Genomic DNA, 25,570 nt, shown 5'->3' on the forward strand with positions numbered 1-25,570 from the left:
GGACCCGTGAACGCCCTTCCCCCCGCCGGTCAGGCCGGCCCCGCCGACCCGCTCGCCGCCTTCGCCGCCCTGCGCACCCCCGAGGGCACCGCGCTCCTGGACGAGCTGCGCGACCACGACCCCGCACGGGAACTGGCGACCGCGACCCGGCTGCGCCGCACGCACCCCGCCGCCCTCGTGTCGGCGGCGCTCGGTCAGGCGCGGCTGCGGCAGCGCGCGGTGGCGAAGTTCGAGGCCGCGGACGCGTACCGCATGTTCTTCACGCCCGACGGCGTGGAACAGGCGACCCGCACCTCGGTCGCCGGCCACCGCGCCGGGCGGTTCGCGGAGCTCGGAGTACGCAGCGTGGCCGACCTGTGCTGCGGCATCGGCGGCGACGCGATCGCACTGGCCCGGGCGGGCATCACTGTCCTGGCCGTGGACCGCGACCCGCTCACCGCCCAGGTCGCCCGCGCCAACGCCGAGGCTCTCGGCCTCCAGGACCTCGTCGAGGTGCGGTGCGCCGACGTCACCGATATCGACACCTCCCCGTACGACGCCGTCTTCGTCGACCCGGCGCGGCGCGGCGGGCGGGGCAGGATCTTCGACCCCGAGGCCTACTCGCCGCCGCTCTCCTGGGCGACCGGCGCGGCGCTGAAGGCGCCCCGCGCCGCACTGAAGATCGCCCCCGGCGTCCCCCACGAGGCGATCGGACCTCGGGCCGAGGCAGAGTGGATCTCGGACGGCGGCGACGTGAAGGAGGCCGTGCTCTGGTTCGGCGAGGGCTTCACCCCCGGCCGCTTCCGCGCCACGCTGCTCCCGTCAGGGACGACCCTCACCTCCGACGGCCCGCTCCCCGCCCCTCCGGTCGGCCCCGTCGGCCGGTATCTGCACGAGCCGGACGGCGCCGTGATCCGCTCCCATCTGGTGGCCGAGATCGTCGAGCGCTGCGAGGGCAGGCTGATCGACGAGACGATCGCCTACGTCACGAGCGACGCGCCGTACGAGTCCGACGCCACTGCTTCGTACGAGATCACCGACCAGCTGCCCTTCAACATGAAGAAGCTGAAGGCGCTGCTGAGGGAGCGTCAGGTAGGTGTCCTGACCGTCAAGAAGCGCGGCTCCGCGGTCGAACCGGAGGAACTGCGGCGGAAGATGAAGCTCCAGGGGCCGCACGCGGCCACCGTCTTCCTGACCCGGGTGGCCGGGGCCCCGACGATGCTTGTCGGGCAGCCCGTGAAGGGGGCCTGATCAGCCGCCCGCCGTGACCGGCGGGTCCTCCGGCGCCCCGACGAGCACCCGCAGCACCCAGCGGCGGTGGGCGAACGCCTTGACGAGGCCGGTCAGTCCGGCCAGCCATGCGATGAGCCCGAGCCCCATCAGCCAGGCCACCAGGCCGTACGTCTCCTGGCCCGCCCTCGCCGTCGCCGGGACGGCCACGCAGCCGAACAGACCCGTCGCGCAGAGCGTGAACGACGTCAGCAGCCAGGCGAGGCTCGCCCCCGGCCTGCGCAGGGGCATGTCCCCCACCGGGTCGCGGTCCAGTCCGCCCCACTGCACGAGGAGCGCGTGCACCCGCAGGTCCCTCGCCACGCCGACGGCCAGGAGCACGGCCGCCGGGATCAGGACGACCGCGCCCACGGCGAGGCAGATGACCCCCGGGGCCACGCCGAGGGGGTCGTATGCGTCCTCGAACATGAGCAGCGCCGCCCCCACCAGCGACCAGCCGAGCGCGGCGGTCCCCGCCCACATCCACAGGACTCCGAGCCGCGCGGGCCCGACGAACATCTTCACCAGCTCGTCGAGAACCACCGCCCGGTCCCTCAGCAGGGTCTCGCGGTCGGGCCAGGTGCGTATCTCCGCAGGCGGGGGCGGCGGCGGCAGGAGTGAACGGCTGGGCATGGCCCAGACATTACCGAGGCCGCGCGCCGCCCACCGATGGTGGAGCGGTCGTGGGAATCAGGTGAGCGGGTACGAGGTCCTGCCGGACGCCTCGTCGATTTCGTCGTGCGCCTTGGTGAGCAGCTTCATCGCCAGTTCGTTGAGCGCTCGGGCGCCGGCGATCTCCTCGCCGACCCTGGGCTGCTCCGCGTCGGAGGGGTGGCGGCTGGCGTATCCGTGGGCCCGCATCTCGGTCCCGTCACTCAGCCGCACCATCGCGGCCGCGCGGGTCCTGTGCGTGTCCTCCTCGAATTCCAGCTCGATGTGCCATCCGACCGTGGTCTCCATCATGTCGGTCACCTCCCGGGAGTCCTGCTTCCAGGGTGCGCCCGTTCCCCCGCCCACGCACGGCGTGCGCCTCAGGCGCTCTGCAGGGCCTGGACGTCCAGCTTCCGCATCCCCATCAGCGCCTTCATCACCCGGTCCGCCCTGGCCCGGTCGGGGCCGCCGATCAGCTCGGGCAGTACGCGCGGGACGATCTGCCAGGACAGGCCGTACTTGTCCTTCAGCCACCCGCACATGCTCTCCTCGCCCTCCTCGGTGAACTTCGCCCACAGCCTGTCGACCTCCTGCTGGTCCTCGCAGTCCACGCTCAGCGAGACGGCCTCGTCGAACGTGAACTGCGGACCGACGTCGAGCGCGAGGTACTCCTGGCCGGCGAGCACGAACTCCACCGTCAGCACGGTGCCGGTCCGCCCCGGGGTGGCCTCGGTGCTGTAGGTGACGTCGCCGACGCGCGAGTCCCCGCCGAAGACCGACACGTAGAACTCCGCGGCCTCCCGGGCCTGGTCGTCGAACCACGGACAGGGCCTGATCTTCTGCATGGTCTCTCTCCCCGCACCGCGGAACGTCGTCGTTCCGCTGTGCGAGGTGGACGGGCCGCGCGCCGGATACTCATCGGGACACGCGCCGCGCGGGCACCCGTCAGCCGCCCGCCGGACCGAGGGACTCGAAGCGCCACCGGTGCACCGGGCGGGTGATCATCCCGGCGTCCGGCTCGGGCAGCTCCGGCAGCTCGGACAGCTCGTCGTATTCCGCGTCCCACCAGGTCAGCACGAGGACCCGGTCCTGCGGGGCGCGCAGCAGCTCGCTGCGCAGCGGCTCCCGGGCCAGCTCGGCGGCCCGGGCACGGGCCCACTCCAGCAGCTCCGCGCCGCGGCCCTCGGCGGCGCGTGCCTCCCACATCAGGGCGACGGTCATGAGTAGAGGTTGTCCTTGCTGATCTCGTGCACATGGTCGTGGCCGTGGCTGTGGGCCCCCGGCACATGGGTCTCCGTGACCGGCAGCGAGGAGTCCGCCGAGAGACCCAGGTCCGACACCGGGCGGTTGCGCGCCACCATCTCCGCGCCGAGCGCGGCGACCATCGCCCCGTTGTCCGTGCACAGTCCGGGTCTCGGGACCCGCAGCCGGATGCCGGCCTTGTCGCACCGCTCCTGGGCTAGGGCCCGGAGCCGCGAGTTGGCCGCGACGCCGCCGCCGATCATCAGGTGGTCGACGCCCTCGTCCCTGCAGGCCCGGACGGCCTTGCGGGTGAGTACGTCCACCACGGCCTCCTGGAAGGAGGCCGCCACGTCCCGTACGGGCACGTCCTCGCCGGCCGCCCGCTTCGCCTCGATCCAGCGCGCCACGGACGTCTTGAGCCCGGAGAACGAGAAGTCGTACGCGGGATCGCGCGAGCCGCTCAGCCCGCGCGGGAAGGCGATCGCCTTCGGGTCGCCCTCCCGCGCGAGCCGGTCGATGACGGGGCCGCCGGGGAAACCGAGGTCCAGCACCCGGGCGATCTTGTCGAAGGCCTCGCCCGCCGCGTCGTCGATGGTGGCGCCCAGGGGCCGTACGTCGTTCGTGATGTCCGGGGCCAGGAGGAGCGAGGAGTGCCCGCCGCTGACCAGCAGTGCCATCGTCGGCTCGGGCAGCGGACCGTGCTCCAGCTGGTCGACGCAGATGTGCGAGGCCAGGTGGTTCACCCCGTACAGCGGCTTGTTCAGCGCGTACGCGTACGCCTTGGCGGCCGAGACGCCGACGAGCAGCGCCCCGGCGAGCCCGGGGCCGGCCGTGACCGCGATGCCGTCGAGGTCGCGGGCGCTGATCCCGGCGTCCTTCAGGGCGCGCTCGATGGTGGGGACCATGGACTCCAGGTGGGCACGGGAAGCGATCTCCGGCACGACACCGCCGAAGCGGGCGTGCGTGTCGACGCTGGACGCGACGGCGTCGGCGAGGAGCGTCGTCCCGCGCACGATGCCGACACCGGTCTCGTCGCAGGAGGTCTCGATACCGAGTACGAGGGGTTCGTCAGCCATCAGTCTGTCTCTGTTCCTTGTACGGTCAGGCGCATGACGAGTGCGTCGATGTTGCCCGGCTGGTAGTAGCCACGGCGGAAGCCGATGGGTTCGAACCCGAAACGTTCGTAGAGCTTCTGGGCGCGGGTGTTGTCGACACGGACCTCCAGGAGCACGGCGGTGCACTCGAAGGCGGTGGCGTGCCGGAGCAGGTCGGTCAGGAGCTCGGAGCCGAGGCCGCCACCCCACTGGTCACGGCTGACCGCGATCGTCTGGACGTCGGCGAGGTCGCCGGCCGATGCCAGGCCCGCGTAGCCGACGATCCGGCCGTCGGCGGGGTTCTCGGCGACGACGTAGCGGTGGGTGGCCCGGGGTCCGCGGGCCCTGGCCAGTTCGGACCAGAACATGCCGGCCGACCAGGCGTCGTCCGGGAACAGCTCGTGTTCCAGCTCCAGGACGGGGGCGATGTCCCACCACCGCATCTCACGGAGCACAGCGGTCGCGGTGGTCACTTGGGGGTGACCACCTTGTAGTTCTTCGGGACCTGGGCGTCGGGCCTGCGCAGGTAGAGCGGCTGCGGCGGGAGCAGCCCGGCCCCGGCGGCCAGGCGTTCGGCCGCGAGGGAGGCGAGCGCGCCGGCGGAGACGTGCTCCGGGCCGCGGGCGTCCGGGAAGGCCTCGGGGTAGAGCAGGGCGCCCGCGCCGGCGACGGGCAGTCCGGCGAGCCGGTCCGCGACCTCGGCGGGCCGGTCGACACAGGGGTCACCGTCCCGGGTGCGGTAGTCCTCGTAGCGCGCCCAGTAGACCTCCTTGCGGCGCGCGTCGGTCGCGACGGCGAACGGGCCTTCGAGACCGTCCAGGCCGGCGGCGTACGCGAGCGCGTCGAGCGTGCACAGCCCGTGCACCGGCACGGACAGGGCGGAGCCGAACGTCGCGGCGGTGACGAGGCCGACGCGCAGCCCGGTGTAGGGGCCGGGGCCGACCCCGACGACCACGCCGGTCACGGCGTCGAGCTTCGTCCCCGCCTCGGCGAGGATCCGGTCGACGGCGGGCAGCAGCAGTTCCCCGTGCCTCCGGGCGTCGACCTGTCCGGTCTCGGCGACGACGGATGACCCGTCGTGAAGGGCGACGGTGACGGCGGGCGTGGCGGTATCCATGGCGAGCAGCAGCACACAAACAGCCTACGGCTCCGCCGACCCGCCCACGGCGGCCCGTGCGGGGTCCCGGGCTCCCCTTCCGCTGCTGGTACCGTCGCCGGGTATACGCGTGTACGACGTAAATGCTTGTACGACATGCGACAGGCGCATGTGAAAGGGGACCTCACGGTGGCAAGGGGCAGCTCGGGAATCGTGGCCGGGCTCACTGCCGCGGCGGTGGCCGCGGTCTGTTTCCTCGCCTACCAGGCGGCGGCCAACGCGCCGGACTCGGTCGCCGCCCCCTCGGGGAAGGCCTCCGCGCCGTCCGCCTCCCCCTCCTCGGCGAAGCCGAAGGCCACGAAGGAACCGCTCGCGGTCCCCGAGGACTCCGACGCGGGGGCACGGGTCGTGTACGCGCTGAAGGACCGCCGGGTGTGGATCGTGGACGGCGGGGAGAAGGCGCTCCGTACGTTCACCGTCATGCCGAGCACCGTGAGCCCGCTGCCCGGCGTGTACCGGGTGACCTCGCGCTCCGGCAGCATCAAGGGCTCGGACGGTGTCCTGATCGAGCACGTGGTGCGCTTCGCGAGCGTCGACGGCGTGGTGGTGGGCTTCAGCGCCGCCCAGGACGACTCGATGGCGAGCCCCGACCCCACGGCCAGGACCGGCGGGGTGCGGATGAAGCGCGCCGACGGCGACGCGCTGTGGACCTTCGCCACGGTCGGAGCCAAGGTCGTCGTCGTCCCGTAGGGAGTCCTGCCGGAGTCCTGCCGCACTTCCGGCCGCGGGTCAGGCCGCGTCGCGCCCCTCGGCGGGCCGCATGTCGTCGGTGTCGTCGGCCTCGGCCTCGCGCTCGTCGGTGTGCTCGCCGCGGGGTGGCGTCGACACCGCCGTCGCTGCCGCGCAGGAGGCGAGCAGGTCCTTCATCGACACCGCTGACACCGACGGTGGCTCCGCCTGCGACTGCGGGTGCGCTTCACGCTCGGGTGCCGGCATGGATGCCTCCTCGGGCTTCGGCGAGAGACATGGTTAGGCAGACCTAACCAATCCCTGCATCCCATGTGACCACGACGGGGCTCCCCGGCGCAACATTTTGCCGACGGCCTGTCGGAAAGTGTCGGAACGAAGTCGGGGAGCAGGGGGCGCACAAGCCGTCCCACCAGGTCGGCGCGGCCCGCTCTCAGCGCACGGCCAGCTCCGCGCCCAGCCCCGCCCAGCGCGCGCCGATCCCCACCAGGGTGACCGTGCGGCGCTCGTCGTCCGTGTCGCCGACCGCACGGTCGATCACGACCCGCAGCCGGTCAGCCGACAGGTCCTCGACCTTGCCGTCGCCCCACTCCACGACGATCACCGACTCGGGCAGCGACACGTCGAGGTCCAGGTCCTCCATCTCGTCGAGACCGCCGCCCAGGCGGTACGCGTCGACATGGACCAGGGCGGGCCCCTCGCCCAGCGGCGGATGGACCCGGGCGATCACGAAGGTCGGCGAGGTCACGGCACCGCGCACCCCGAGGCCCTCGCCGAGGCCCCGGGTCAAAGTCGTCTTGCCCGCGCCGAGCTCACCGGTGAGCATCACCAGGTCGCCGGGGGCCAGCACACCGGCGATCCGGCGGCCGAGCTCCTTCATCTCTTCGGGGGACTCGACGGCGACGTCCAGGGTGACGGTGCCGGGTGCGTTGCCCGGTTCGGCCGTGTCGGCCACCGGGCCGTTGTGCGCTGCTTCCATGCCGACCAACGGTAGAGGATCAGCGCGCCCCGGCCGGAACGGCTCCGATCCGCACGAGCAGGTCGGCGAGCCGGTCGGTGACCGTCTCGGGGTGCTCCAGCATCACCAGATGACCGGCGTCCGGCACGATGACCAGCTCCGCTTCCGGCAGCTCGTCCGCGATGGCCTCGCTGTGCGAGCTGGGAGTCACCAGGTCCTTGTCACCGGCGAGGATCAGCACCGGCAGCCCGCGGAAGGCCGGCAGGGCCCCGCTCTTGTCGTGCTCGGTGAAGGCGGGGTAGAACTCGGCGACCACGTCGATGGGGGTCGACTCGATGAGCCGCTCCGCGAACCGCGCGACCGCCGGGTCCACGTCCCGCGATCCGAACGAGTACCGCTTGATCAGCCCCGCGAACAGATCGGCGGTCGCCCGCCGCCCGCGCTCCACCAGCTCCGCCTGCGAGCCGAGCGCCTTCAGCACTCCGGGCAGCACCCGGCGCACCGCGTTCACGCCCGCCACCGGCAGCCCGAAATTCACCTCGCCGAGCTTCCCGCTCGACGTCCCCACGAACGCGACCGCGGCCACCCGGTCCCGGACCAGCTCCGGATACCGGTCGGCGAGCGCCATCATCGTCATGCCGCCCATGGAGTGCCCGACCAGCACCAGCGGGCCCTCGGGCGCCGCGGCGTCGAGGACCGCCTTGAGATCGCGGCCGAGCTGATCGATGCCGACCGGTACGCCCTCGGCCTGCGCCCTGCCCCGCTCGGAGCGGCCGTGGCTGCGCTGGTCCCAGTGGACCGTGCGGACCAGGCCGCGCAGCGCCGCCCGCTGGAAGTGCCAGGAGTCCTGGCCGAGGCAGTAGCCGTGGCTGAAGACGACGGTCAGGGGCGCGGGGTCCTTGCTGCCGAAGAGCCGGCGCCTGCGCGGTCCGCGGCCCGCGGGGCTTCCCGTACCGGAGCCGCCCGCACGGCCCGAACCACAGTCCGGTTCGGTCTCGTCGACCTCGTAGTACAGCTCGGTGCCGTCGTCCGCGACCGCCCTGCCGGGCTGCCCGCGGAGTGAGCCGTACGGGCCGGAGGCGTCCAGCGCGAGACGGGCCTTCTTCCGCATGCCCCGGCCCACGGTGAGCCGTTCGACGGCGACGCCCGCGGCCGCGCCCGCGGCGATGACACCTATCGCCGCCCCGGCGACGCCCGCCCGGCGCCAGCCGGCCGCCGCGACGGCCGCCGTCGCCATCACGTCTTCCGCGCTGGTATCGCTCACCGTGCTGTGCCCCTTCGTCGTCGTGGTCGTGGCCGTCCTGCCGGGATGGCGCTCAGCCCCGGGCGGAGTCCTCGTGGAGATGGACGCGCGGGACGCGGGCGCCGATGCGCGTGACGATCTCGTACGCGATCGTGTCCGCCGCCTGCGCCCAGTCCTCCGCGCTCGGCTCGCCCCGGTCCCCCGGTCCGAAGAGCACCGCCTCCGCGCCCGCTTCCAGGGCCTCGCCCTCGAGGTCGACCACGAACTGGTCCATCGCGACCCGGCCCGCGATCCTGCGGACGGCGCCGCCGACGAGGACGGGGCCCCGTCCCGAGGCATGGCGCGGGATGCCGTCCGCGTAGCCGACCGGCACCAGGGCGAGCGTGGTCTCGGCGGGGGTCGTGTAGTGGTGCCCGTAGCTGATCCCGTGCCCCGGGGGCACCTGCTTGACCAGCGCCACTGAGGCGGCGAGCGTCATGACGGGCCGCAGCCCGAAGTCGGCCGGGGTGCCCAGCTCGGGGCTGGGCGAGATGCCGTACATCGCGATGCCGGTGCGGACGAGGTCGAAGTGGGACTCGGGCACCGTGAGCGTCGCCGGGGAGTTGGCGATGTGCCGTACCTCGGGCCGGACGCCCTCCTTCTCCGCGTAAGCCACCATGTCGCGGAAGACGTCCAGCTGGGCGGCGATCGACGGGTGGCCGGGCTCGTCGGCGCAGGCGAAGTGGGACCAGAGGCCGGTGACGCGCAGGACGCCGGCCTCCTCGGCGGCGCGGGCGGCCGTGACGAGCGCCGGCCAGTCCGCGGGCTGGCAGCCGTTGCGCCCGAGGCCCGTGTCGGCCTTGAGCTGGACCCGGGCCGGAATTCCTGCCTCCGTGGCGGCGGCGACGACCTCGTCGAGGGCCCACATGCCGCTCACCGAGACATCGATGTCCGCCTCGACCGCCTCACGCCAGGGGCCGCCGGGCGTCCACAGCCAGCACATCACCCGGCCGCCGATACCGGCCTCCCGGAGGGCGAGCGCCTCCTGCGGGGTGGCGGTGCCCAGCCAGGCCGCACCGGCCTGGCGCGCCGCCCTGGCGCAGGGCACCGCTCCGTGCCCGTACGCGTCGGACTTCACCACGGCCATGAGCTGTGCCCCGGCCGCCCGCGCGCGCAGGGCGCGCACGTTGGCGCGCAGCGCGGCGAGGTCGATCTCGGCACGGGCTCTCAGGGTCGCTGTCTCGTTCATCGCGCCCAGTGTCTCAGAGCCGTACGTCTGTGCCCTCGACCTCTGTGCCCGGTGAGGCGGTCAGCGGTGGTCGAGGGCGTGCTCCAGATGGTCGACGAGAACCGGTACATGGCTGGCCGGGACGTCCTTCACGGCCGTGAGGAGCGTGACGGGGCCACCCCGCCGCAGCAGGGCGAGGAGTCCCTCGACGGCCTCGGTGTGCGCGGAGTCACCGAGCTCGGTGCGGTAGCGCTCCACGAAGACGTCGTGCCGGCTGCCGGAACGGTCCTCGTGGTACCAGGTGCGGAGTTCCTTCGACGGTGTCGCGTCCTTGGCCCACAGGTCGACCGCCGCGTGCTCCTTGGAGATCCCGCGCGGCCAGAGCCGGTCGACCAGGACGCGGGTGCCGTCGTCGTCCTCCGGCGGGTCGTACACCCTTCGTACGCGAATGCCGCTGCCGCTGCCCACGACCGATCACCGTCCGTTCCGCCGCTCCGGCCTCCGCTTCCAGCGTGGATCAGGCCCGCACGTCCCGCCAGGCCTCCGGTACGGCGTCGGCGACGTCCTGTGCGGCGACCGGTGCCCCGTCCGAGGCCCGGCGCGCCGCGAGCCCGTGCAGGTAGGCGCCCACCGACGCGGCGTCGAGCGGTGCGAGACCGGCGGCCAGCAGCGAACCCGTCAGCCCGGACAGCACATCGCCACTGCCCGCCGTGGCCAGCCAGGACGTGCCGGTCGGGTTCACCCGCACGGCTGTGTCCCCGGGTTCGGCGACGAGAGTCGTCGAACCCTTCAGCAACACCGTGCAGCGGTAGCGCGCGGCGAGCTCCCGTACGGCGGCGAGCCGTCCCGCCTCGACCTCCGCGCGCTCCACGCCGAGCAGCGCGGCGGCCTCGCCGGCGTGCGGGGTGAGGACGGTGGCGGAGGTACGCGCCCGTACGTCCCCGGCGTCCATCAGCCGCAGCCCGTCCGCGTCGACCAGCACCGGGACGTCGGCGGCCAGCACATCGGCCACCGCCGACGCCGACGCCGAGGAGTCGCCGAGGCCGGGCCCGGCGACCCAGGCCTGCACCCGGCCGGCCTTCGACGGCGGCCCGGGGTGCACCAGCGTCTCCGGGAAGCGCGCGATCACCGCGTCGGCCCCGGGGCCCGTGTAGCGCACGGCCCCCGCGCCTCCGCGCAGCGCCCCCGCGACCGCGAGCACGGCCGCGCCCGGGTAACGCTCCGAGCCGGCGGCCACTCCCACGACCCCGCGCCGGTACTTGTCGCTCTCGGCGCCGGGCACGGGCAGCAGGGCTGCCACGTCGGCGTACTGGAGCGCCTCCAGGTCGGGCCGTGCGGGCAGTTCCGCCCCCAGGCCGATGTCGACGAGCCGGAGCGCGCCCGCGTGTTCGGCGGCCGGGTCGATGAGCAGCCCCGGCTTGTACGTACCGAAGGTGACCGTCGCGTCCGCCCGTACGGCGGCGCCGAGCACCTGGCCGGTGTCCGCCTCGACCCCGCTCGGCAGGTCCACCGCGAGCACCGGCGCGTGGCCCGTGGTGACCGCGCGGACCAGCTCCGCCGCCCCGGGCCGCAGACCACCGCGTCCGCCGATCCCGGTGATGCCGTCGACGACGAGGTCGACCGGGCCGAAGGCACCGAGGTCCGGGCCGTCGATGACCTGCCCGCCCGCCGCCAGCAGGGCGTCGAGCGCGGCCCGGTGCACCTTGTCCGGCGTGGTCAGGACCGCCCGCACTCCCGCTCCGCGCCGGGCCAGCCGGGCCCCCGCGTACAGCGTGTCGCCGCCGTTGTCGCCGCTGCCGACGAGGAGGAGCACCCGGGAGCCGTACACCCGCCCGTTGCGCCGGAGCAGGTCACCGCAGGCCACCGCGAGCCCGGCGGCGGCGCGCGCCATCAGCGCCCCCTCCGGCAGCCGTGCCATCAGCGCCTGTTCGGCGGCCCGTACGGTCTCGACGCTGTAGGCATGTCGCATACCCTCAACCCTCCGCGATCACCACGGCCGACGCCACCCCCGCATCGTGGCTCAGCGAGACGTGCCAGCTGCGCACGCCGAGTTCGGCCGCCCGCGCCGCGACGGTGCCACGCACCTCGAGCCGGGGCCGGCCGCTGTCCTCGACGCACACCTCGGCGTCGGTCCAGAGCAGCCCGCCCGGCGCGCCGAGCGCCTTGGCCAGGGCCTCCTTGGCGGCGAACCTGGCCGCCAGCGAGGCGATCCCCCGGCGCCCCCCGCCCGGGAGCAGCAGCTCCCGCTCCAGGAAGAGCCGCTCGGCGAGCTGGGGCGTACGCCCCAGCGCGGCGCCGAAGCGTTCGATCTCCGCCACATCGATCCCGACCCCAATGATCACGCGCTCACTCACTCACTCGACTGTCACGGACTTCGCCAGGTTGCGCGGCTGGTCCACCTCGTTGCCCCGGGCGGTCGCCAGCTCGCAGGCGAACACCTGCAACGGCACCGTGGCGACCAGCGGCTGAAGCAGCGTAGGCGTAACCGGGATCGTGATGAGGTGATCGGCGTACGGGACGACCTCCTCGTCGCCCTCCTCGGCGATGACGACGGTACGGGCGCCACGCGCCCTGATCTCCTGGATGTTCGACACGATCTTGTCGTGCAGCACCGAACGGCCGCGCGGGGACGGCACGATCACGACGACCGGAAGGCCCTCCTCGATCAGCGCGATCGGCCCGTGCTTGAGCTCCCCGGCGGCGAAGCCCTCCGCGTGCATGTACGCGAGCTCCTTGAGCTTCAGGGCGCCCTCCATGGCCACCGGGTAGCCCACGTGCCGGCCCACGAAGAGCACGGTGTCGTGTGCGGACAGGGAGCGGGCCAGTTCGCGTACCGGCTCCATGGTTCCCAGAACACGGTCCACCGCGCCGGACATCTCGGAGAGCTGGCGCACGACGGTGCGGATCTCGTCGCCCCACTTGGTGCCGCGCACCTGCCCCAGATACAGCGCGACCAGGTAGCAGGCGACGAGCTGTGTCAGGAACGCCTTGGTGGAGGCGACGGCGACCTCGGGCCCGGCGTGCGTGTAGAGGACGGCGTCCGACTCCCTCGGAATCGTCGAGCCGTTCGTGTTGCAGATGGCGAGGACCTTCGCCCCCTGCTCCCGGGCATGCCGTACCGCCATCAGTGTGTCCATCGTCTCGCCCGACTGCGAGATGGCTACGACGAGGGTGCGCTGGTCCAGGATCGGATCGCGATAGCGGAACTCGCTGGCGAGCTCCGTCTCGCACGGCAGCCTGGTCCAGTGCTCGATGGCGTACTTGGCGATCATCCCTGCGTGGAAGGCGGTCCCGCAGGCGATGACGACGACCTTGTCGACCTCGCGGAGCACGCTCTGCGGAATACGCACCTCGTCGAGGTGGAGGCTGCCCGAGCCGTCGACCCGCCCGAGCAGCGTGTCGGCCACGGCCTTGGGCTGGTCGGCGATCTCCTTGAGCATGAAGGAGGCGTAACCGCCCTTCTCGGCGGCCGACGCGTCCCAGTCCACGTGGTACTCGCGTACGTCGGCCGGCCCGCCGTCGAAACCGGTGACCGTCGCCCCGTCCCTGCGCAGCTCGACCACCTGGTCCTGGCCCAGCTCGATCGCGTCCCGCGTGTGCGCGATGAAGGCGGACACATCGGAGGCCAGGAACATCTCCCCGTCCCCCACGCCCACCACCAGCGGCGAGTTCCGCCGGGCCCCCACCACCACATCGGGCTCGTCCGCGTGTACGGCGACCAGCGTGAACGCGCCCTCCAGCTGACGGCACACCTGCCGCATGGCCTCGGCCGGGTCACCGCCGGAGGAGTACGCCTCGGCGAGCAGATGGGCGACCACCTCGGTGTCCGTCTCGGAGGCCAGGTCATGGCCACGCCCGGTCAACTCCTCACGAAGCGCCGCGAAGTTCTCGATGATCCCGTTGTGCACGACGGCGACCCTGCCCGCGTTGTCGAGATGCGGGTGGGCGTTCGCATCGGTGGGCCCGCCGTGCGTGGCCCAACGGGTGTGCCCGAGCCCGGTGTTCCCGGCCGGCAGCGGCCGGTCCTTGAGCTCCTTCTCCAGGTTGAGGAGCTTCCCCGCCTTCTTCGCGGAGGCAAGCCCCCCGTCCGCGAGGACGGCGACCCCCGCGGAGTCGTACCCCCGGTACTCCAGCCGCTTCAGCCCCGCGACAACGACATCCTGCGCCGACTGCGCCCCGACGTAACCCACGATTCCGCACATATCGCCACCATAAGGCTGGCGTCCCCGGTCGGGGCGGCGCGGAAGTGCCGGCCATTGCGCCAAAAGTGTCTGCCACCCTGTCGGCCGGGGCTGCCGGTCCGGGCCCGCCGGCCCCGTGAACCTTTCCGCCCGCTGCGGGCAACAAGCGGATGGCAACCTCGCCGACCGGACCGCTGGAGGCTCCGTGCCCGGACAACGACCACCGCCACCTGCCCTGCCGGACGACGCCGAGATGATCGCCCGGTCCATCGACGATCCGGAGCTCTTCGCCGGGCTCTACGACCGCCACGCGGCGGACATCCACGCCCGGCCCTGATCCGTGCGGTCCAGTTCCGCCCGGCCGGGGGCCGGTGTCCGCTGCAGGGGTGCGGACACCGGCCCCCGGTCAGGCTGGGCGCGCTCCTCGAGCGGCGGAGGGGCAGGCTGCGGTGACCTGCGTATTCCCGGCCGAACACATCTACGCTTTCGGTCCATGACGACTCCCGAGTGCTACCCGTGCGACAAGGAAGCACGGTTCGACGAACTTCCACCCCGGGAATGCCTCGCCTTCGACCAGCACTGGCGGGTGGCCCACGCCTTCAACACAGCGCTCCCGGGCTGGCTGGTGCTGCTGCCCCGCCGCCACGTCACGGCCCTTCACGACCTCACCGACGCGGAGGCCTCCACACTGGGGAGGTGGCAGGTCGGCCTCTCCCGGGCGCTTCGCAGCGTGACCGGCTGCGACAAGACGTATGTCGTCCAGTTCGCCGAAGCCGAGGGCTTCGCCCACGTGCACTTCCACATCGTGCCGCGCGCGGCGGATCTGCCGCAGGAGCAACGTGGGCCCGGGGTCTTCGAGTTGCTACGGGCCCCGGAGCCCGAGCGGGTGACGGCCGATCGGGCGGACCGGATGGCCAGGGCGCTCCGGACCCGGCTCAGCGAGCGTCCGGACAGTCGGTGAAGTCCGCGGCCCGACTGCCGCGCGGGTGCCGGGGACGGCCCTCAGCCGCTCACTTGACCGCGGTGGTGCCGTGGTAGAGGTACGGCGCCGCGTCCCAGGCGGACCAGTCAGCCGTGCTGTACCCGGTGGGGAGCGTGATCCGGAAGGTCACGGGCGGGGCCTTCTCGTCGGAGGTGCCCACGATGACGGACTTGCCCCCGTTGACGACGATCCTCGACACGGTGATCCCGGTGTCCGCGGCCTGCGCCGCGGGAGCCGCGAAGGTGGAGAGAGCGACGGCCGCCCCCGCGATTGCGGCGACGGCGCCGGTTCTGCCAGTTTTCATGCGCACCTCGATGCTGCGTACGTACGGATACGAGAACCGCCGCCCGGGACGATCACGCCCGAACGGCGGGGCGGCAGGCTACCAGCGGTTCGGCCGGGCACTCCGAGCGGGGCCGGGGCGTCGGCAGAAGGGGACCGGCGGGAATTCCCGGCCCACCCTGCTCAGCCCACGTCGTGGATGCGGTGCTCCCTCAAGTCGGGTGCGTACCGGGCGACCGTGAGGTAGTCGACGTCGTCATGGAGGACGGCCAGTCCGAGGTGGGCAGCAGTGGCGGCAGTGACCAGATCCACCGCAGAGGCACTCCGGTGCTGTCCCGCGCGCGCCATTCGCTGCTGTACCGCCCCGATCCGCGTCCGGCGTTCTTCGGCACCGGGACGTCCGGGCAGAGGTCATCGAACATGCATAGCCGGTGCTCGGCTACTGGAGAATCCGAGCCCGGCCACGTGACCGACCCCACCCCCCACTCCGTTCGAACTCCCGCGACAATGAGTACGTGATCACCTCGTCCGCACGGAGTCCCCGCCGCACCGAGCACGCGCCGACGCCCTACGTCGACCTGACCCGGGCGGAGTGGAGTGCTCTGCGCGACAAGACCCCGCTGCCGCTGAGCGCCGAGGAGGTCGAGAAGCTGAGAGGACTCGGCGACGTCATCGACCTCGACGAGGTCCGGGACGTCTATCTGCCGCTCTCCCGGCTGCTCAACCTCTACGTCCAGGCCACCTCCGGCCTGCGCGGCGCACTGAACACCTTCCTGGGGGACGCGGGCAACGGGCACGGCGAGCAGCGCGGTACCCCGTTCGTCATAGGGGTCGCAGGCAGCGTCGCCGTCGGCAAGTCCACCAGTGCCCGCATCCTGCAGGCGCTGCTGGCTCGCTGGCCCGAGCACCCCCGGGTGGAGCTGGTGACGACCGACGGGTTCCTGCTGCCGATGAAGGAGCTCGAAGCGCGGGGCCTCATGTCGCGCAAGGGGTTCCCCGAGTCGTACGACCGGCGGGCGCTGACCCGGTTCGTCGCCGACATCAAGGCCGGCAAGGACGAGGTGACGGCGCCCGTCTACTCCCACCTGATCTACGACATCGTGCAGGGCGAGCGGCTGACCGTACGCCGCCCCGACATCCTGATCGTCGAGGGGCTGAACGTCCTGCAGCCCGCGCTGCCCGGCAAGGACGGCCGGACCAGGGTCGGGCTCGCCGACTACTTCGACTTCAGCGTGTACGTCGACGCGCGCGCCGAGGACATCGAGAACTGGTACCTGCACCGCTTCCGCAGGCTGCGTGAGACGGCGTTCCAGAACCCGTTCTCGTACTTCCGCAAGTACACGCAGGTCTCCGAGGCGGAGGCGCTGGACTACGCGCGCACCATGTGGCGGACCATCAACAAGCCCAACCTGCTGGAGAACGTGGCGCCCACGCGCGGCCGTGCCACTCTGGTGCTGCGCAAAGGGCCCGACCACAAGGTCCAGCGGCTCTCGCTGCGCAAACTCTGACCAGGGAAAGGGTGCGCCCGTGCTGCATCTGCGCCTCATCGTGCCCGCCGAACGCACCGACGAGGTGGTGCGGTTGCTGGAGCGGACCGTGGGCACCGCGCACCTCGCGGTGCTGACCGGAGCAGCGCGGAGCCCGGTGGGCGATGTGGTCATGTGCGACGTGGCACGGGAGGCCGGCGACGAACTGATCGGCGCGCTGCGGAAGGCGGGCATCGACAGCGACGGCTCCATCACCGTCGAGAACATGGATCTGACGCTGTCCAGGAGTGCCGAGGAGGCGGAGCGGGCGGCGCCGGGCGAGGGCGCGGACGCGGTGCTCTGGGAAGAGCTGAGCGAGGTGACCCACGAGGAGTCGACCTTCAGCGCCACCTATGTCGCCTTCCTCTCCGTGGCGACGATGCTCGCCGCGTGCGGAGTGATGCTGGACAACGCGGTGCTGATCGTGGGCGCGATGGCGGTGGGCCCGGAGTTCGGCCCGCTGGCCGGGATCTCGACGGCCCTGGTGCAGCGCGCGCCCCGGCTGGTCGCACGGTCCCTGTGGGCGCTGATCGGCGGCTTCGCGGCGGCGATGGTGCTCACGGCGGGCTTCGCCTGGCTGATGGACCTGCTCGGGCTGTTCACCGAGGACATGGTCAAGGCGGAGAGGCCCAACACCGGCTTCATCTGGCACCCGGACTGGATGTCGTTCGTGGTCGCGCTCCTCGCGGGCATCGCGGGGACCCTCTCGCTGACCTCGGCGAAGTCCGGGGCGCTGATCGGGGTGGCGATCTCGGTGACCACGGTGCCGGCCGCCGCCAACGCCGCGGTCGCCTTCAGCTACCAGGACCTGGCACAGACCTGGGGGTCCTCGGCGCAACTGCTGGCCAACCTGGCCGGCATCGTCCTCGCCGGGACCCTCACGCTGCTGCTGCAGAAGGCGCTGTGGGCGGCGCAACGCCGGAGGGACCCGGCCGTGAGGCCGGGTCCCTCCGGCGGTTGAGGCTGTGTCAGCCGAGCGCGGACTTGACCACGTCGGCCAGCTGCCCGGCCACGGCGCGCGCCTGCTCCAGGTCGGCGGCCTCGACCATGACCCGTACGAGCGGCTCGGTGCCCGACTTCCGCAGGAGCACCCGCCCGGTGTCGCCCAGCTCGTGCTCGGCGCGGGCCACAGCGGTGGCGACCTCGGGCGAGGTGCCCACGCGCGACTTGTCCACGTCCGGCACGTTGATGAGGACCTGCGGGAGGCGCTGCATCACACCGGCCAGGTCGGCGAGCGTACGTCCGGTGGCGGCGACCCGGGCCGCGAGCATCAGCCCGGTCAGGGTGCCGTCACCCGTCGTCGCGTGGTCCAGGACGATGACGTGGCCTGACTGCTCGCCGCCCAGCGCGAAGCCTTCGGCCTTCATCGACTCCAGGACGTAGCGGTCACCGACGGCGGTCTGGACGAGCTGGATGCCCTCCCGCTCCATCGCCATCTTGAAGCCGAGGTTCGACATGACCGTGCCGACCACGGTGTCCTTGCGCAGGTGACCGGACTCGCGCATCGCGAGGGCGAGCACGGCCAGGATCTGGTCGCCGTCGACCTCCTCACCGGCCGCGTCCACGGCCAGGCAGCGGTCCGCGTCACCGTCGTGCGCGATGCCGAGGTCGGCGCCGTGCTCGACGACGGCCGCCCGCAGCAGCTCCATGTGGGTGGAGCCGCAGCCCTCGTTGATGTTGAGGCCGTCCGGTTCGGCGCCGATGGTGACGACCTCGGCCCCGGCCCGGGCGAACGCCTCGGGCGAAACACGGGCCGCGGCGCCGTGTGCCTCGTCGAGGACGACCTTGATCCCGTCGAGCCGGTTCGGGAGGACGGCGATGAGGTGGGCGACGTAGCGGTCGAAGCCCTCGGTGTAGTCCGTCACCCGGCCGACGCCGGCGCCGGTCGGACGGCTCCACGGCTCGCCGGTGCGGTGCTGCTCGTAGACCGTCTCGATGCGGTCCTCCAGCTCGTCGGCGAGCTTGTGGCCGCCGCGGGCGAAGAACTTGACGCCGTTGTCGGGCATGGCGTTGTGACTGGCCGAGAGCATGACACCGATGTCGGCACCGAGGGAACCGGTGAGGTACGCGACGGCGGGGGTCGGCAGCACACCGACGCGCAGGACGTCCACGCCGGCACTGGCGAGGCCCGCCACGACGGCGGCTTCCAGGAACTCTCCGGACGCACGGGGGTCACGGCCCACCACAGCGGTCGGGCGATGCCCCTCGAAGGTGCCCGCCTCGGCGAGTACGTGCGCCGCCGCGACCGAGAGCCCGAGCGCGAGCTCTGCTGTCAGGTCCGCGTTGGCGACGCCGCGCACGCCGTCCGTGCCGAAGAGTCGTCCCACTGGTGTCCTCCGAAGGTGCTCCGAAACCACAAAACCAAAGTACTGAAAACAGGCCGAAACGAGGCAAGGCACAACAAAGAAGGGTGCGCCTCAAACCGCCGACCCTATAAACGTCCAAGCGTCTTAAGCCGTTATACGCCCGCGCGAGCTGATAAACGAACGCCCCAGCAGCACGAGGTGTGCCGCCGGGGCGAACGCGTAAAGCAGATGAGCAGGCGATTTAGCGCTTGCTGTACTGCGGGGCCTTACGGGCCTTCTTGAGACCGGCCTTCTTGCGCTCGACCGCACGGTCGTCGCGGGAGAGGAAGCCGGCCTTCTTCAGCGTGGCGCGGTTGTTGTCCACGTCAGCCTCGTTCAGCGCGCGGGCCACGCCGAGGCGCAGGGCACCGGCCTGACCGGAGACGCCGCCACCCGAGATGCGGGCGATGACGTCGTAGCGGCCGTCGAGCTCGAGCACCTTGAAGGGCTCGTTGACTTCCTGCTGGTGCACCTTGTTGGGGAAGTAGTCCTCAAGGGTGCGACCGTTGATCTTCCACTTGCCGGTGCCCGGAACGATCCGGACGCGGGCGATGGCGTTCTTGCGACGGCCAAGGCCGGCGGCGGGCTGCGGGTCGCCGAAGCGGCCGGCGAGCGACTCGGAGGTGTACTCACCCTCGACGGGGACCTCCGACTCGAAGGTGGTCACCTCGGCGAAGGTCTCTTCGCCCTCGGTGCCCTCGACGGGCGTCTCTGCAGTGGTCTCGGCCACGATTCTCCTCAGATCTTTCTTTAACGTCTTAGGGGGGAGGCCGGAACTACTGCGCGACCTGGGTGATCTCGAACGGGACCGGCTGCTGCGCAGCGTGCGGGTGCTGGTCGCCCGCGTAGACCTTGAGCTTCGAGATCATCTGACGACCCAGGGTGTTCTTGGGGATCATGCCCTTGATGGCCTTCTCGACGGCCTTCTCGGGGTTCTTCGAGAGCAGCTCGTCGTAGCGCACCGAACGGAGACCGCCCGGGAAGCCCGAGTGGCGGTACGCCATCTTCTGGGTCTTCTTGTTACCGGAGAGGTGAACCTTCTCGGCGTTGATGATGATGACGAAGTCGCCCATGTCCATGTGGGGGGCGTAGATCGCCTTGTGCTTGCCTCGGAGGAGGTTCGCAGCCGTGGTGGCCAGACGGCCGAGGACGATGTCCTCGGCGTCGATGATGTGCCACTGGCGAGTGACATCGCCGGGCTTGGGGCTGTACGTACGCACTTCGTAGCCTTCGCTTCTTCAGTGGATGAGGTCCAGATACATGGCACCCCTGAAGCGATCATGCAGCTGGGGCTCACAAGGCCGGGAACGCTGCCCGTATGCGAGCCACTGGTAACTGCTCCAGAGAACCTACGTAAGGGCTCTTCGCGTGAGAACGACGAAGCCGATACGTATAACAACCACCGACAGTACCCGCCCCGCCCGCGACGGGTCAAAACGCCTCAGCCCTACCGCTCCCGCTGGACCCTGCGCTCGTCCCAGACCGGCTCCGCGGACTCCCGCACCACCCCGTCCGAGCCGAAGACCAGGTACCGGTCGAAGGACTTCGCGAACCAGCGGTCGTGCGTGACGGCCATGACCGTCCCGTCGTACACCTCCAGCCCGTCCTGCAGGGCCTCGGCCGACTCCAGGTCCAGGTTGTCCGTCGGCTCGTCCAGCAGCAGCGCGGTCGTGCCCGAGAGCTCCAGGAGCAGGATCTGGAAGCGCGCCTGCTGCCCGCCGGACAGCCTCTCGAAGGCCTGGTCGCCCTGGCGCTCCAGTTCGTAGCGCCGCAGCACCGACATCGCACCGCCGCGGTCCTTGGCCTGCTCCGTCCACAGGATCTCGACGAGCGTCTTGCCGAGGAGCTCCGGATGGGCGTGCGTCTGCGCGAAGTGCCCGGGCACGACCCGCGCACCGAGCTTCCACTCACCGGTGTGCGCGACCGGCTCGCCCGCCAGCAGCCGCAGGAAGTGTGACTTGCCCGAGCCGTTGGAGCCGAGGACCGCGACCCGCTCCCCGTAGTAGATCTCCAGGTCGAACGGCTTCATCAGACCGGTCAGCTCCAGGGCGGTGCACGTCACCGCCCGCACCCCCGTCCGCCCGCCGCGCAGCCGCATCCTGATGTCCTGCTCGCGGGGCGGCTCCGGCGGCGGTCCCGCCTCCTCGAACTTCTTGAAGCGGGTCTGCATCGCGTGGTAGCGGTTCGCCATGTCGGGACTGTTCGCTGCCTGCTGCCGCATCCGCAGGACGAGCGCCTTCAGCCGCTTGTGCTCCTCCTCCCAGCGCCGCAGGAGCTCCTCGAAGCGCGCGAACCGGTCCTTGCGTGCCTGGTGGTACGTGTCGAAACCGCCACCGTGCACCCAGACGTCCGAGCCGGCCGGACCGGGCTCCACGCTCACGATCTTCTGGGCGGCCCGCGACAGCAGCTCCCGGTCGTGGGAGACGAAGAGCACCGTCTTGCGGGTCTCCTTGAGCTTCTCCTCCAGCCACCGCTTGCCGGGGACGTCCAGATAGTTGTCCGGCTCGTCCAGGATCAGCACCTCGTCCGGGCCCCTCAGCAGTGCCTCCAGGACCAGCCGCTTCTGCTCGCCACCGCTGAGCGTGCGCACCTCACGCCACTGCGCCTTCTCGTACGGGACGCCGAGCGCGGCCATGGTGCAGACGTCCCACAGCGTCTCGGCCTCGTACCCGCGCGCCTCCGCCCAGTCGCTCAGCGCCTGCGCGTACGCCATCTGCGCGGCCTCGTCGTCCACGCTCAGGATGCGTTCCTCGGCCGCGTCGACGGCCTGCGCCGCCTCCCTGATCCTGGGCTGGGCCACGGAGACCAGCAGGTCACGGACGGTCCGCTCGTCCCGCACCGAACCCACGAACTGGGCCATCACGCCGAGCCCGCCACTCACCGATACCGAGCCGCCGTGCGGCTGGAGCTCCCCGGCGAGCAGCTTCAACAGGGTGGTCTTCCCCGCCCCGTTCGCGCCGACGAGCGCGACGACGGCGCCATCGGCCACCCGGAACGAAGCGTCGCCGAGCAGCACCCGTCCGTCCGGTAGGTAGTACTCCAGGTGGCCCGCTTCAAGATGTCCCATGCACAGCATTGTCACGGCAGGCGAACCGTTGGCCCAACCGGATTACGGTCGGTCTAGGATTCGCCGCATGAGCTTTGGGCAAGGGGGGCCCTCCTGGGGGCCGGGAGAGAGCCGGACTCCGGACTGGGCGGCGCTGGCGGACGAGTCCGCCGCGCGCGGCAGGCGCAAGAAGTGGCTGCTGATCGGCGGCGGCGCACTGGCCACCGCCGCCGTGGCCGCGATCGTGGCCACGGCCGTCATCTCGGCCGACGGCGGCGCCTCAGGGTCGGACAAGAACGCGAGCGAGCTGCCGGCACCCGCCGACCTGCCTTCGGAGACCTCCGCGCCGGGGCCCTCCTTCTCCTCGGTCGCACCGCCGCCCCCGCCGGACCCGAAGGACTACATAGCCGACGAGAAGAAGGACAGGGCCCCCGTCACCGTCGACGCCTTCTTCCCCGGCAGGAAGCTGACCATGGGCGACCGCGTCTACGCCAAGGGCGCCACCGCCCGTACGGCGAACTGCGCGGCGACGACGCAGGGCGCCCTCGGTTCGATCCTCGACGGCAACGGCTGCGACCAGGTCATCCGCGCCACGTACAGCAAGGACGGCATCGCGGTCACCGTCGGCCTCGCCGTGTTCGGCACCGAGGCGGAGGCCAGGAAGGCCGCCCAGCAGGCGTCCGGCGGTCTCGCCTCCCTCAGCGGCTCAGGGGTCCCCACCTTCTGCCGCGGTGGATCCGTCTGCCGGCGTACCGCCAACTCCTACGGCAGGTACGCCTACTTCACGGTCGGCGGCTTCATCAGCGGGAAGAACGTCACCACGGCGGCCAAGGACGTGTACGCGGTCGGTGACGACCTGACCGACTTCGCCTTCCGCCAGATCCGTCACCGGGGAGAGGTCCAGGCCTCCGCGGCCGCGGGCGCCCCCGTCGCCTGACTTCCCGCCGGTCCTCCCCCTGCGCACCGTCCCGTCCATCCCCTCGAACGAGGACCCGCCGTCGTGCGTCTGACCACCCTCTTCACCATCCCGCGCGTCCTGCGCCACAGCGACGCGATAGGCGCCGACCTTCCGCCGGACGACGCCGTGGTCCTCGACGCCCCGGACCCGTCGCTGCGGGTCGCCCTCGCCGCCGCCGCGTCGGGCGACCACGCCCCGGCCGCCGAGCTGCTCGCCGCCACCCGTGAGCACGCCCAGTGGGAGCGCAGGGACACCTGCGTCTCCCGGCTCGCACGGGCCTCGCTGCACCACCCGGGCTGGCTGGACAGCTGGCTGGAGGTGTCCCCCGAGGACCCCGACGCCGTGCTGGTCAAGGCCGACCAGTACGTCTTCCAGGCCTGGCAGATACGCACCGGCGCCCGGGCCAGGCACGTCGAGGCCGACCAGTTCCGGGCGTTCCACGCGGTACTGCGGGACGCCGTGCCGGTCATCTCCGCCGCCGCCGAGCTCAACCCCCACGACCCGGTCCCGTGGCGCATCGCGCTGACCCAGGCGCGGGGCATCCAGGCCCCGCGCGAGGTCTTCGACACCTATCTGGCCGAGGCGGACACCCGGGACCCGCACCACGAGGGCTGCCACGTCCAGGCGCTCCAGTACCTCTGCGCCAAGTGGTACGGCTCGCACGAGGAGATGTTCGCCTTCGCCGAGCGTGCGGCGGACCAGGCGCCTCCCGGGTCCAGGCTCCACGCGCTGCCGCTCCAGGCCGTCGTGGAGTACCTGATCGCCGACGAGGAGACGCCCGGCCCCGACCCGTACAGGGAACGCGCCGAAGCGGCGGTGACCCGCGCGCAGGCCCTGTCGGACAGCTACGCCCCCGGAGACCGGGAGGCCGCCGGCTTCCGTAACCACCTGGCCCTGGTCCTGTGGTCGATGGACCGCTACGAGGAGGCGCTCACCGCCTTCCGCAGCCTCGGGGTGCACGCCACCACCTTCCCGTGGACCTACTTCGGCGAGGCCCGTGCCGAATTCCTGGAGGCCCGCTCCGACACCCGCGTCGAACTCGCGATGAAGGTGCCCTTCTTCCGCCCCTCCCCAAGGCCCCCGGCCACCGGCACCCAGGACTGGGAGCGCGAGCTGGCCCCGCGCTCGGTCGCCATCGCCTCCACCGGCCCCACCGAGGTGGCCCAGGCCGCCCTGATCTGCGGCCACAGCCTCCGGACCGCTCCGGCCGCCAGCCACCACACCTACGTGGAGGTAGTCCCGGACCCGGCACGCGGCAGGCGCGCGGCGCTGCTCCCCGACGACCCGCTCACCGCGGCGGCCGACAACTTCACCACGGGCGAGGACTGGCCCGCGCTGGTCCTCCACCGCACCCCGGAACGCAGCAGCTTCACCCTCCTGCACCGGGGCAGGAAGGTGGCGGACCACGCCTGGGAGACCGCCGCGCCCGCCGCCGACCACGCCCGGGCGGCCGCGACGGCCACCGCGCTCGCCCGTGTCTACGGCCTGTCCGACCCGCGCCCCCTGGCCCACGTCCTGCGGGCCGCCGGGGACCCGGCCCGCCACCAGAGCGAGCTCGTCGCCGCCCTGGGCCTCCCGCCGCTGCCCGCCGGATACGGCGGCAGGCAGGAGATCCTCGAGGGGCTTCCCGGCGCCCGGGTACTCGCCCGGCGAGGATTCCTCGCGGGCATGCGGGACACCCTCACCACGAAGGACGGCGTCCACCCGGAAGCCCCACCACAGGCCGAACCGCACCCGGCCCGCTGGTGGGTGCTGCGCACGGCGGCCCTGCTGCTCTTCACCTCGACGGCGGTCTACGCCTGGTGGACGCCGGACATCGGCTGGTTCCGCTCCACCGTGATGACGCTGCTCGCCGTGGACAGCTTGGCCAGACTGGTGCGGGCCCTGCGCCGACGGCCGGTCAGCAGCACCCCGCCCCCGGCAACGTCCTGACGTTGCGGGCCTCCACGGCCCTGGCCGCCAGCAACTCGTCCGCCGGATAGGCCACTTCCTCCAGCGTCAGCCCGTGCGGCCGCACCACGTGCACCCCCGGGTCCCGTACCTTCGCCGCCAGCACCTCGGCCGGCCACGCGGCGGGCCGGCGCCCGTCTCCGACGAACAGCGCCGCGCCTATCAGCGCCCGCACCATGTTGTGGCAGAAGGCGTCCGCCTGCACGGTCGCCGTCAGCACACCGGACTCCGGGTCCCTGACCCAGTGCAGCTTCTGCAGCGTACGGATGGTCGTGGCGCCCTCGCGCTTCTTGCAGTACGCCGCGAAGTCCTGCTCCCCCACCATGAGGGCGGCCGCCTCGTTCATCGCGTCCAGGTCCAGAGGCCGGTCGTGCCAGAGCACATGGCCCCGGAGGAGCGGGTCCACCCCGCCCGGCCGGTCCCCCACCCGGTACGCGTAACGCCGCCACAACGCGGAGAAGCGCGCGTTGAACCCCGCCGGGGCCTTCGCCGCCCGCCAGATCCGTACGTCCGGCGGCAGGCGCCCCGCCAGCCGCCGCAGCAGCTTCTCCTCGTGTTCGGCCCACACCCCGGCCGGCAGGTCGACGTGCGCCACCTGCCCGCGCGAGTGCACCCCCGCATCGGTACGCCCGGCGACCGTCAGGCCGTACGTCACCGACGACCGCGTCACGGTGCGCAGCGCGTCCTCGATCTCGCCCTGCACGGTGCGCCTGCTGGTCTGCTTCGCCCAGCCGGAGAAGTCCTTGCCGTCGTAGGAAAGGTCCAGCCGCACCCGTACGAATCCGGGCTCTGCTTCGTCACTCACCCGCGCATC

The 25,570-nt window shown here is 72.1% G+C and carries 29 protein-coding genes and 1 pseudogene; 8 read left to right on the forward strand and 22 right to left on the reverse strand.

Annotated elements, in window-relative coordinates; all coding sequences use genetic code 11:
• Positions 1-6: 6 nt before the first annotated feature.
• Positions 7-1,230 (forward strand): THUMP-like domain-containing protein, encoded by a 1,224-nt coding sequence (locus BFF76_RS12690; RefSeq protein ID WP_065848248.1) that lies wholly within the window; start codon positions 7-9, stop codon positions 1,228-1,230.
• Here the strand turns inward: BFF76_RS12690 and BFF76_RS12695 are convergent, their stop codons facing one another.
• From BFF76_RS12695 to tsaB, 7 genes are all read right to left on the reverse strand, one after another.
• Positions 1,231-1,881, reverse strand: a complete 651-nt coding sequence (locus BFF76_RS12695) for a hypothetical protein (RefSeq protein ID WP_053930284.1) — start codon at positions 1,879-1,881, stop codon at positions 1,231-1,233.
• Between the two features lie 57 nt (positions 1,882-1,938).
• Positions 1,939-2,211 carry a DUF1876 domain-containing protein gene (locus BFF76_RS12700; RefSeq protein WP_031096452.1) on the reverse strand — a complete coding sequence of 91 codons (273 nt, stop codon included), beginning with the start codon at positions 2,209-2,211 and terminating at the stop codon, positions 1,939-1,941.
• A gap of 68 nt (positions 2,212-2,279) precedes the next feature.
• Positions 2,280-2,744: a VOC family protein gene (locus BFF76_RS12705; RefSeq protein ID WP_053930283.1), complete on the reverse strand. Its 465-nt coding sequence runs from the start codon at positions 2,742-2,744 to the stop codon at positions 2,280-2,282.
• Positions 2,745-2,844: 100 nt separating this feature from the next.
• Entirely contained in the window at positions 2,845-3,120 is a 276-nt protein-coding gene (locus tag BFF76_RS12710; RefSeq protein WP_031096448.1) for a hypothetical protein, read from the reverse strand.
• Positions 3,117-4,217: a tRNA (adenosine(37)-N6)-threonylcarbamoyltransferase complex transferase subunit TsaD gene (gene tsaD, locus BFF76_RS12715; RefSeq protein ID WP_031096446.1), complete on the reverse strand. Its 1,101-nt coding sequence runs from the start codon at positions 4,215-4,217 to the stop codon at positions 3,117-3,119. Before tsaD ends, BFF76_RS12710 begins: the two co-directional genes overlap by 4 nt.
• The gene (rimI, locus tag BFF76_RS12720; RefSeq protein WP_053930282.1) at positions 4,217-4,708 is read right to left on the reverse strand and encodes a ribosomal protein S18-alanine N-acetyltransferase; all 492 of its coding nucleotides are present in this window, start codon (positions 4,706-4,708) and stop codon (positions 4,217-4,219) included. Before rimI ends, tsaD begins: the two co-directional genes overlap by 1 nt.
• Positions 4,705-5,352: a tRNA (adenosine(37)-N6)-threonylcarbamoyltransferase complex dimerization subunit type 1 TsaB gene (gene tsaB, locus BFF76_RS12725; protein ID WP_065848257.1), complete on the reverse strand. Its 648-nt coding sequence runs from the start codon at positions 5,350-5,352 to the stop codon at positions 4,705-4,707. The genes rimI and tsaB overlap by 4 nt, the downstream gene beginning before the upstream one ends.
• 135 nt (positions 5,353-5,487) lie before the next feature.
• Here tsaB and BFF76_RS12730 point away from each other — a divergent pair, with 135 nt between their 5' ends.
• Positions 5,488-6,081, forward strand: coding sequence for a L,D-transpeptidase (locus BFF76_RS12730; RefSeq protein WP_078850685.1), 594 nt, complete (start codon positions 5,488-5,490; stop codon positions 6,079-6,081).
• Positions 6,082-6,120: 39 nt separating this feature from the next.
• On the opposite strand, the gene BFF76_RS12735 is transcribed toward BFF76_RS12730, so the two are convergent.
• The 8 genes from BFF76_RS12735 to glmS all read right to left on the reverse strand — a co-directional run bounded on the left by BFF76_RS12735 (position 6,121) and on the right by glmS (position 13,688).
• Positions 6,121-6,327: a hypothetical protein gene (locus tag BFF76_RS12735; protein ID WP_031096439.1), complete on the reverse strand. Its 207-nt coding sequence runs from the start codon at positions 6,325-6,327 to the stop codon at positions 6,121-6,123.
• A gap of 184 nt (positions 6,328-6,511) precedes the next feature.
• Positions 6,512-7,057, reverse strand: coding sequence for a tRNA (adenosine(37)-N6)-threonylcarbamoyltransferase complex ATPase subunit type 1 TsaE (gene tsaE, locus BFF76_RS12740; RefSeq protein WP_031096438.1), 546 nt, complete (start codon positions 7,055-7,057; stop codon positions 6,512-6,514).
• Positions 7,058-7,076: 19 nt separating this feature from the next.
• Positions 7,077-8,300: an alpha/beta fold hydrolase gene (locus BFF76_RS12745; protein WP_031096437.1), complete on the reverse strand. Its 1,224-nt coding sequence runs from the start codon at positions 8,298-8,300 to the stop codon at positions 7,077-7,079.
• 52 nt (positions 8,301-8,352) lie between these two features.
• Positions 8,353-9,507 carry an alanine racemase gene (gene alr, locus BFF76_RS12750; protein WP_031096436.1) on the reverse strand — a complete coding sequence of 385 codons (1,155 nt, stop codon included), beginning with the start codon at positions 9,505-9,507 and terminating at the stop codon, positions 8,353-8,355.
• Positions 9,508-9,567: 60 nt separating this feature from the next.
• Positions 9,568-9,954 carry a DUF488 domain-containing protein gene (locus BFF76_RS12755; protein WP_053930280.1) on the reverse strand — a complete coding sequence of 129 codons (387 nt, stop codon included), beginning with the start codon at positions 9,952-9,954 and terminating at the stop codon, positions 9,568-9,570.
• A gap of 49 nt (positions 9,955-10,003) precedes the next feature.
• Positions 10,004-11,455: a bifunctional ADP-dependent NAD(P)H-hydrate dehydratase/NAD(P)H-hydrate epimerase gene (locus tag BFF76_RS12760; RefSeq protein ID WP_053930279.1), complete on the reverse strand. Its 1,452-nt coding sequence runs from the start codon at positions 11,453-11,455 to the stop codon at positions 10,004-10,006.
• Between the two features lie 4 nt (positions 11,456-11,459).
• Complete coding sequence (locus tag BFF76_RS12765) at positions 11,460-11,828, reverse strand: holo-ACP synthase (protein ID WP_031096433.1); 369 nt, start codon at positions 11,826-11,828, stop codon at positions 11,460-11,462.
• Positions 11,829-11,840: 12 nt separating this feature from the next.
• Positions 11,841-13,688, reverse strand: a complete 1,848-nt coding sequence (gene glmS, locus BFF76_RS12770) for a glutamine--fructose-6-phosphate transaminase (isomerizing) (protein WP_031096432.1) — start codon at positions 13,686-13,688, stop codon at positions 11,841-11,843.
• Between the two features lie 232 nt (positions 13,689-13,920).
• Between glmS and BFF76_RS34660 the strand changes: the two are divergent.
• Positions 13,921-13,992, forward strand: a pseudogene (locus BFF76_RS34660) (RNA polymerase subunit sigma-70); the annotation flags it as partial.
• A 168-nt stretch (positions 13,993-14,160) separates the two neighbouring features.
• Positions 14,161-14,628 (forward strand): HIT family protein, encoded by a 468-nt coding sequence (locus tag BFF76_RS12775; protein WP_065848249.1) that lies wholly within the window; start codon positions 14,161-14,163, stop codon positions 14,626-14,628.
• A 49-nt stretch (positions 14,629-14,677) separates the two neighbouring features.
• Here the strand turns inward: BFF76_RS12775 and BFF76_RS12780 are convergent, their stop codons facing one another.
• Together BFF76_RS12780 and BFF76_RS34430 are read right to left on the reverse strand one after the other, a co-directional pair.
• Positions 14,678-14,953: a hypothetical protein gene (locus BFF76_RS12780; RefSeq protein WP_031096428.1), complete on the reverse strand. Its 276-nt coding sequence runs from the start codon at positions 14,951-14,953 to the stop codon at positions 14,678-14,680.
• Positions 14,954-15,114: 161 nt separating this feature from the next.
• A complete protein-coding gene (locus tag BFF76_RS34430; RefSeq protein ID WP_267882496.1) occupies positions 15,115-15,243 on the reverse strand; it encodes a PIN domain-containing protein in 129 nt (42 codons plus the stop codon).
• A 203-nt stretch (positions 15,244-15,446) separates the two neighbouring features.
• Between BFF76_RS34430 and coaA the strand changes: the two genes are divergently transcribed.
• Positions 15,447-16,439, forward strand: a complete 993-nt coding sequence (coaA, locus tag BFF76_RS12790; protein ID WP_065848250.1) for a type I pantothenate kinase — start codon at positions 15,447-15,449, stop codon at positions 16,437-16,439.
• Between the two features lie 19 nt (positions 16,440-16,458).
• On the forward strand, positions 16,459-17,418 hold the full coding sequence (locus BFF76_RS12795; RefSeq protein WP_031096424.1) for a DUF389 domain-containing protein: 960 nt from the start codon (positions 16,459-16,461) through the stop codon (positions 17,416-17,418).
• A 7-nt stretch (positions 17,419-17,425) separates the two neighbouring features.
• On the opposite strand, the gene glmM is transcribed toward BFF76_RS12795, so the two are convergent.
• From glmM to BFF76_RS12815, 4 genes are all read right to left on the reverse strand, one after another.
• Positions 17,426-18,784, reverse strand: coding sequence for a phosphoglucosamine mutase (glmM, locus tag BFF76_RS12800; protein WP_031096422.1), 1,359 nt, complete (start codon positions 18,782-18,784; stop codon positions 17,426-17,428).
• Positions 18,785-19,004: 220 nt separating this feature from the next.
• Positions 19,005-19,532 carry a 30S ribosomal protein S9 gene (gene rpsI / locus BFF76_RS12805; protein WP_031096420.1) on the reverse strand — a complete coding sequence of 176 codons (528 nt, stop codon included), beginning with the start codon at positions 19,530-19,532 and terminating at the stop codon, positions 19,005-19,007.
• Between the two features lie 46 nt (positions 19,533-19,578).
• Entirely contained in the window at positions 19,579-20,022 is a 444-nt protein-coding gene (gene rplM / locus BFF76_RS12810) for a 50S ribosomal protein L13 (protein ID WP_031096418.1), read from the reverse strand.
• 227 nt (positions 20,023-20,249) lie between these two features.
• Positions 20,250-21,878 (reverse strand): ABC-F family ATP-binding cassette domain-containing protein, encoded by a 1,629-nt coding sequence (locus BFF76_RS12815; protein ID WP_199831574.1) that lies wholly within the window; start codon positions 21,876-21,878, stop codon positions 20,250-20,252.
• 58 nt (positions 21,879-21,936) lie between these two features.
• On the opposite strand from BFF76_RS12815, the gene BFF76_RS12820 reads away from it, so the two are divergent.
• Positions 21,937-22,785 carry a hypothetical protein gene (locus tag BFF76_RS12820; protein WP_053930276.1) on the forward strand — a complete coding sequence of 283 codons (849 nt, stop codon included), beginning with the start codon at positions 21,937-21,939 and terminating at the stop codon, positions 22,783-22,785.
• A gap of 63 nt (positions 22,786-22,848) precedes the next feature.
• Positions 22,849-24,738, forward strand: coding sequence for a hypothetical protein (locus BFF76_RS12825; RefSeq protein WP_065848251.1), 1,890 nt, complete (start codon positions 22,849-22,851; stop codon positions 24,736-24,738).
• On the opposite strand, the gene truA is transcribed toward BFF76_RS12825, so the two are convergent.
• Entirely contained in the window at positions 24,707-25,561 is an 855-nt protein-coding gene (gene truA / locus BFF76_RS12830; RefSeq protein ID WP_065848252.1) for a tRNA pseudouridine(38-40) synthase TruA, read from the reverse strand. The two genes, BFF76_RS12825 and truA, sit on opposite strands and share 32 nt — an antisense overlap.
• Positions 25,562-25,570 lie beyond the last annotated feature (9 nt).

It is taken from the genome of Streptomyces mutomycini, assembly GCF_001700505.1.
GTDB classification, from domain to species: Bacteria; Actinomycetota; Actinomycetes; order Streptomycetales; family Streptomycetaceae; genus Streptomyces; species Streptomyces mutomycini.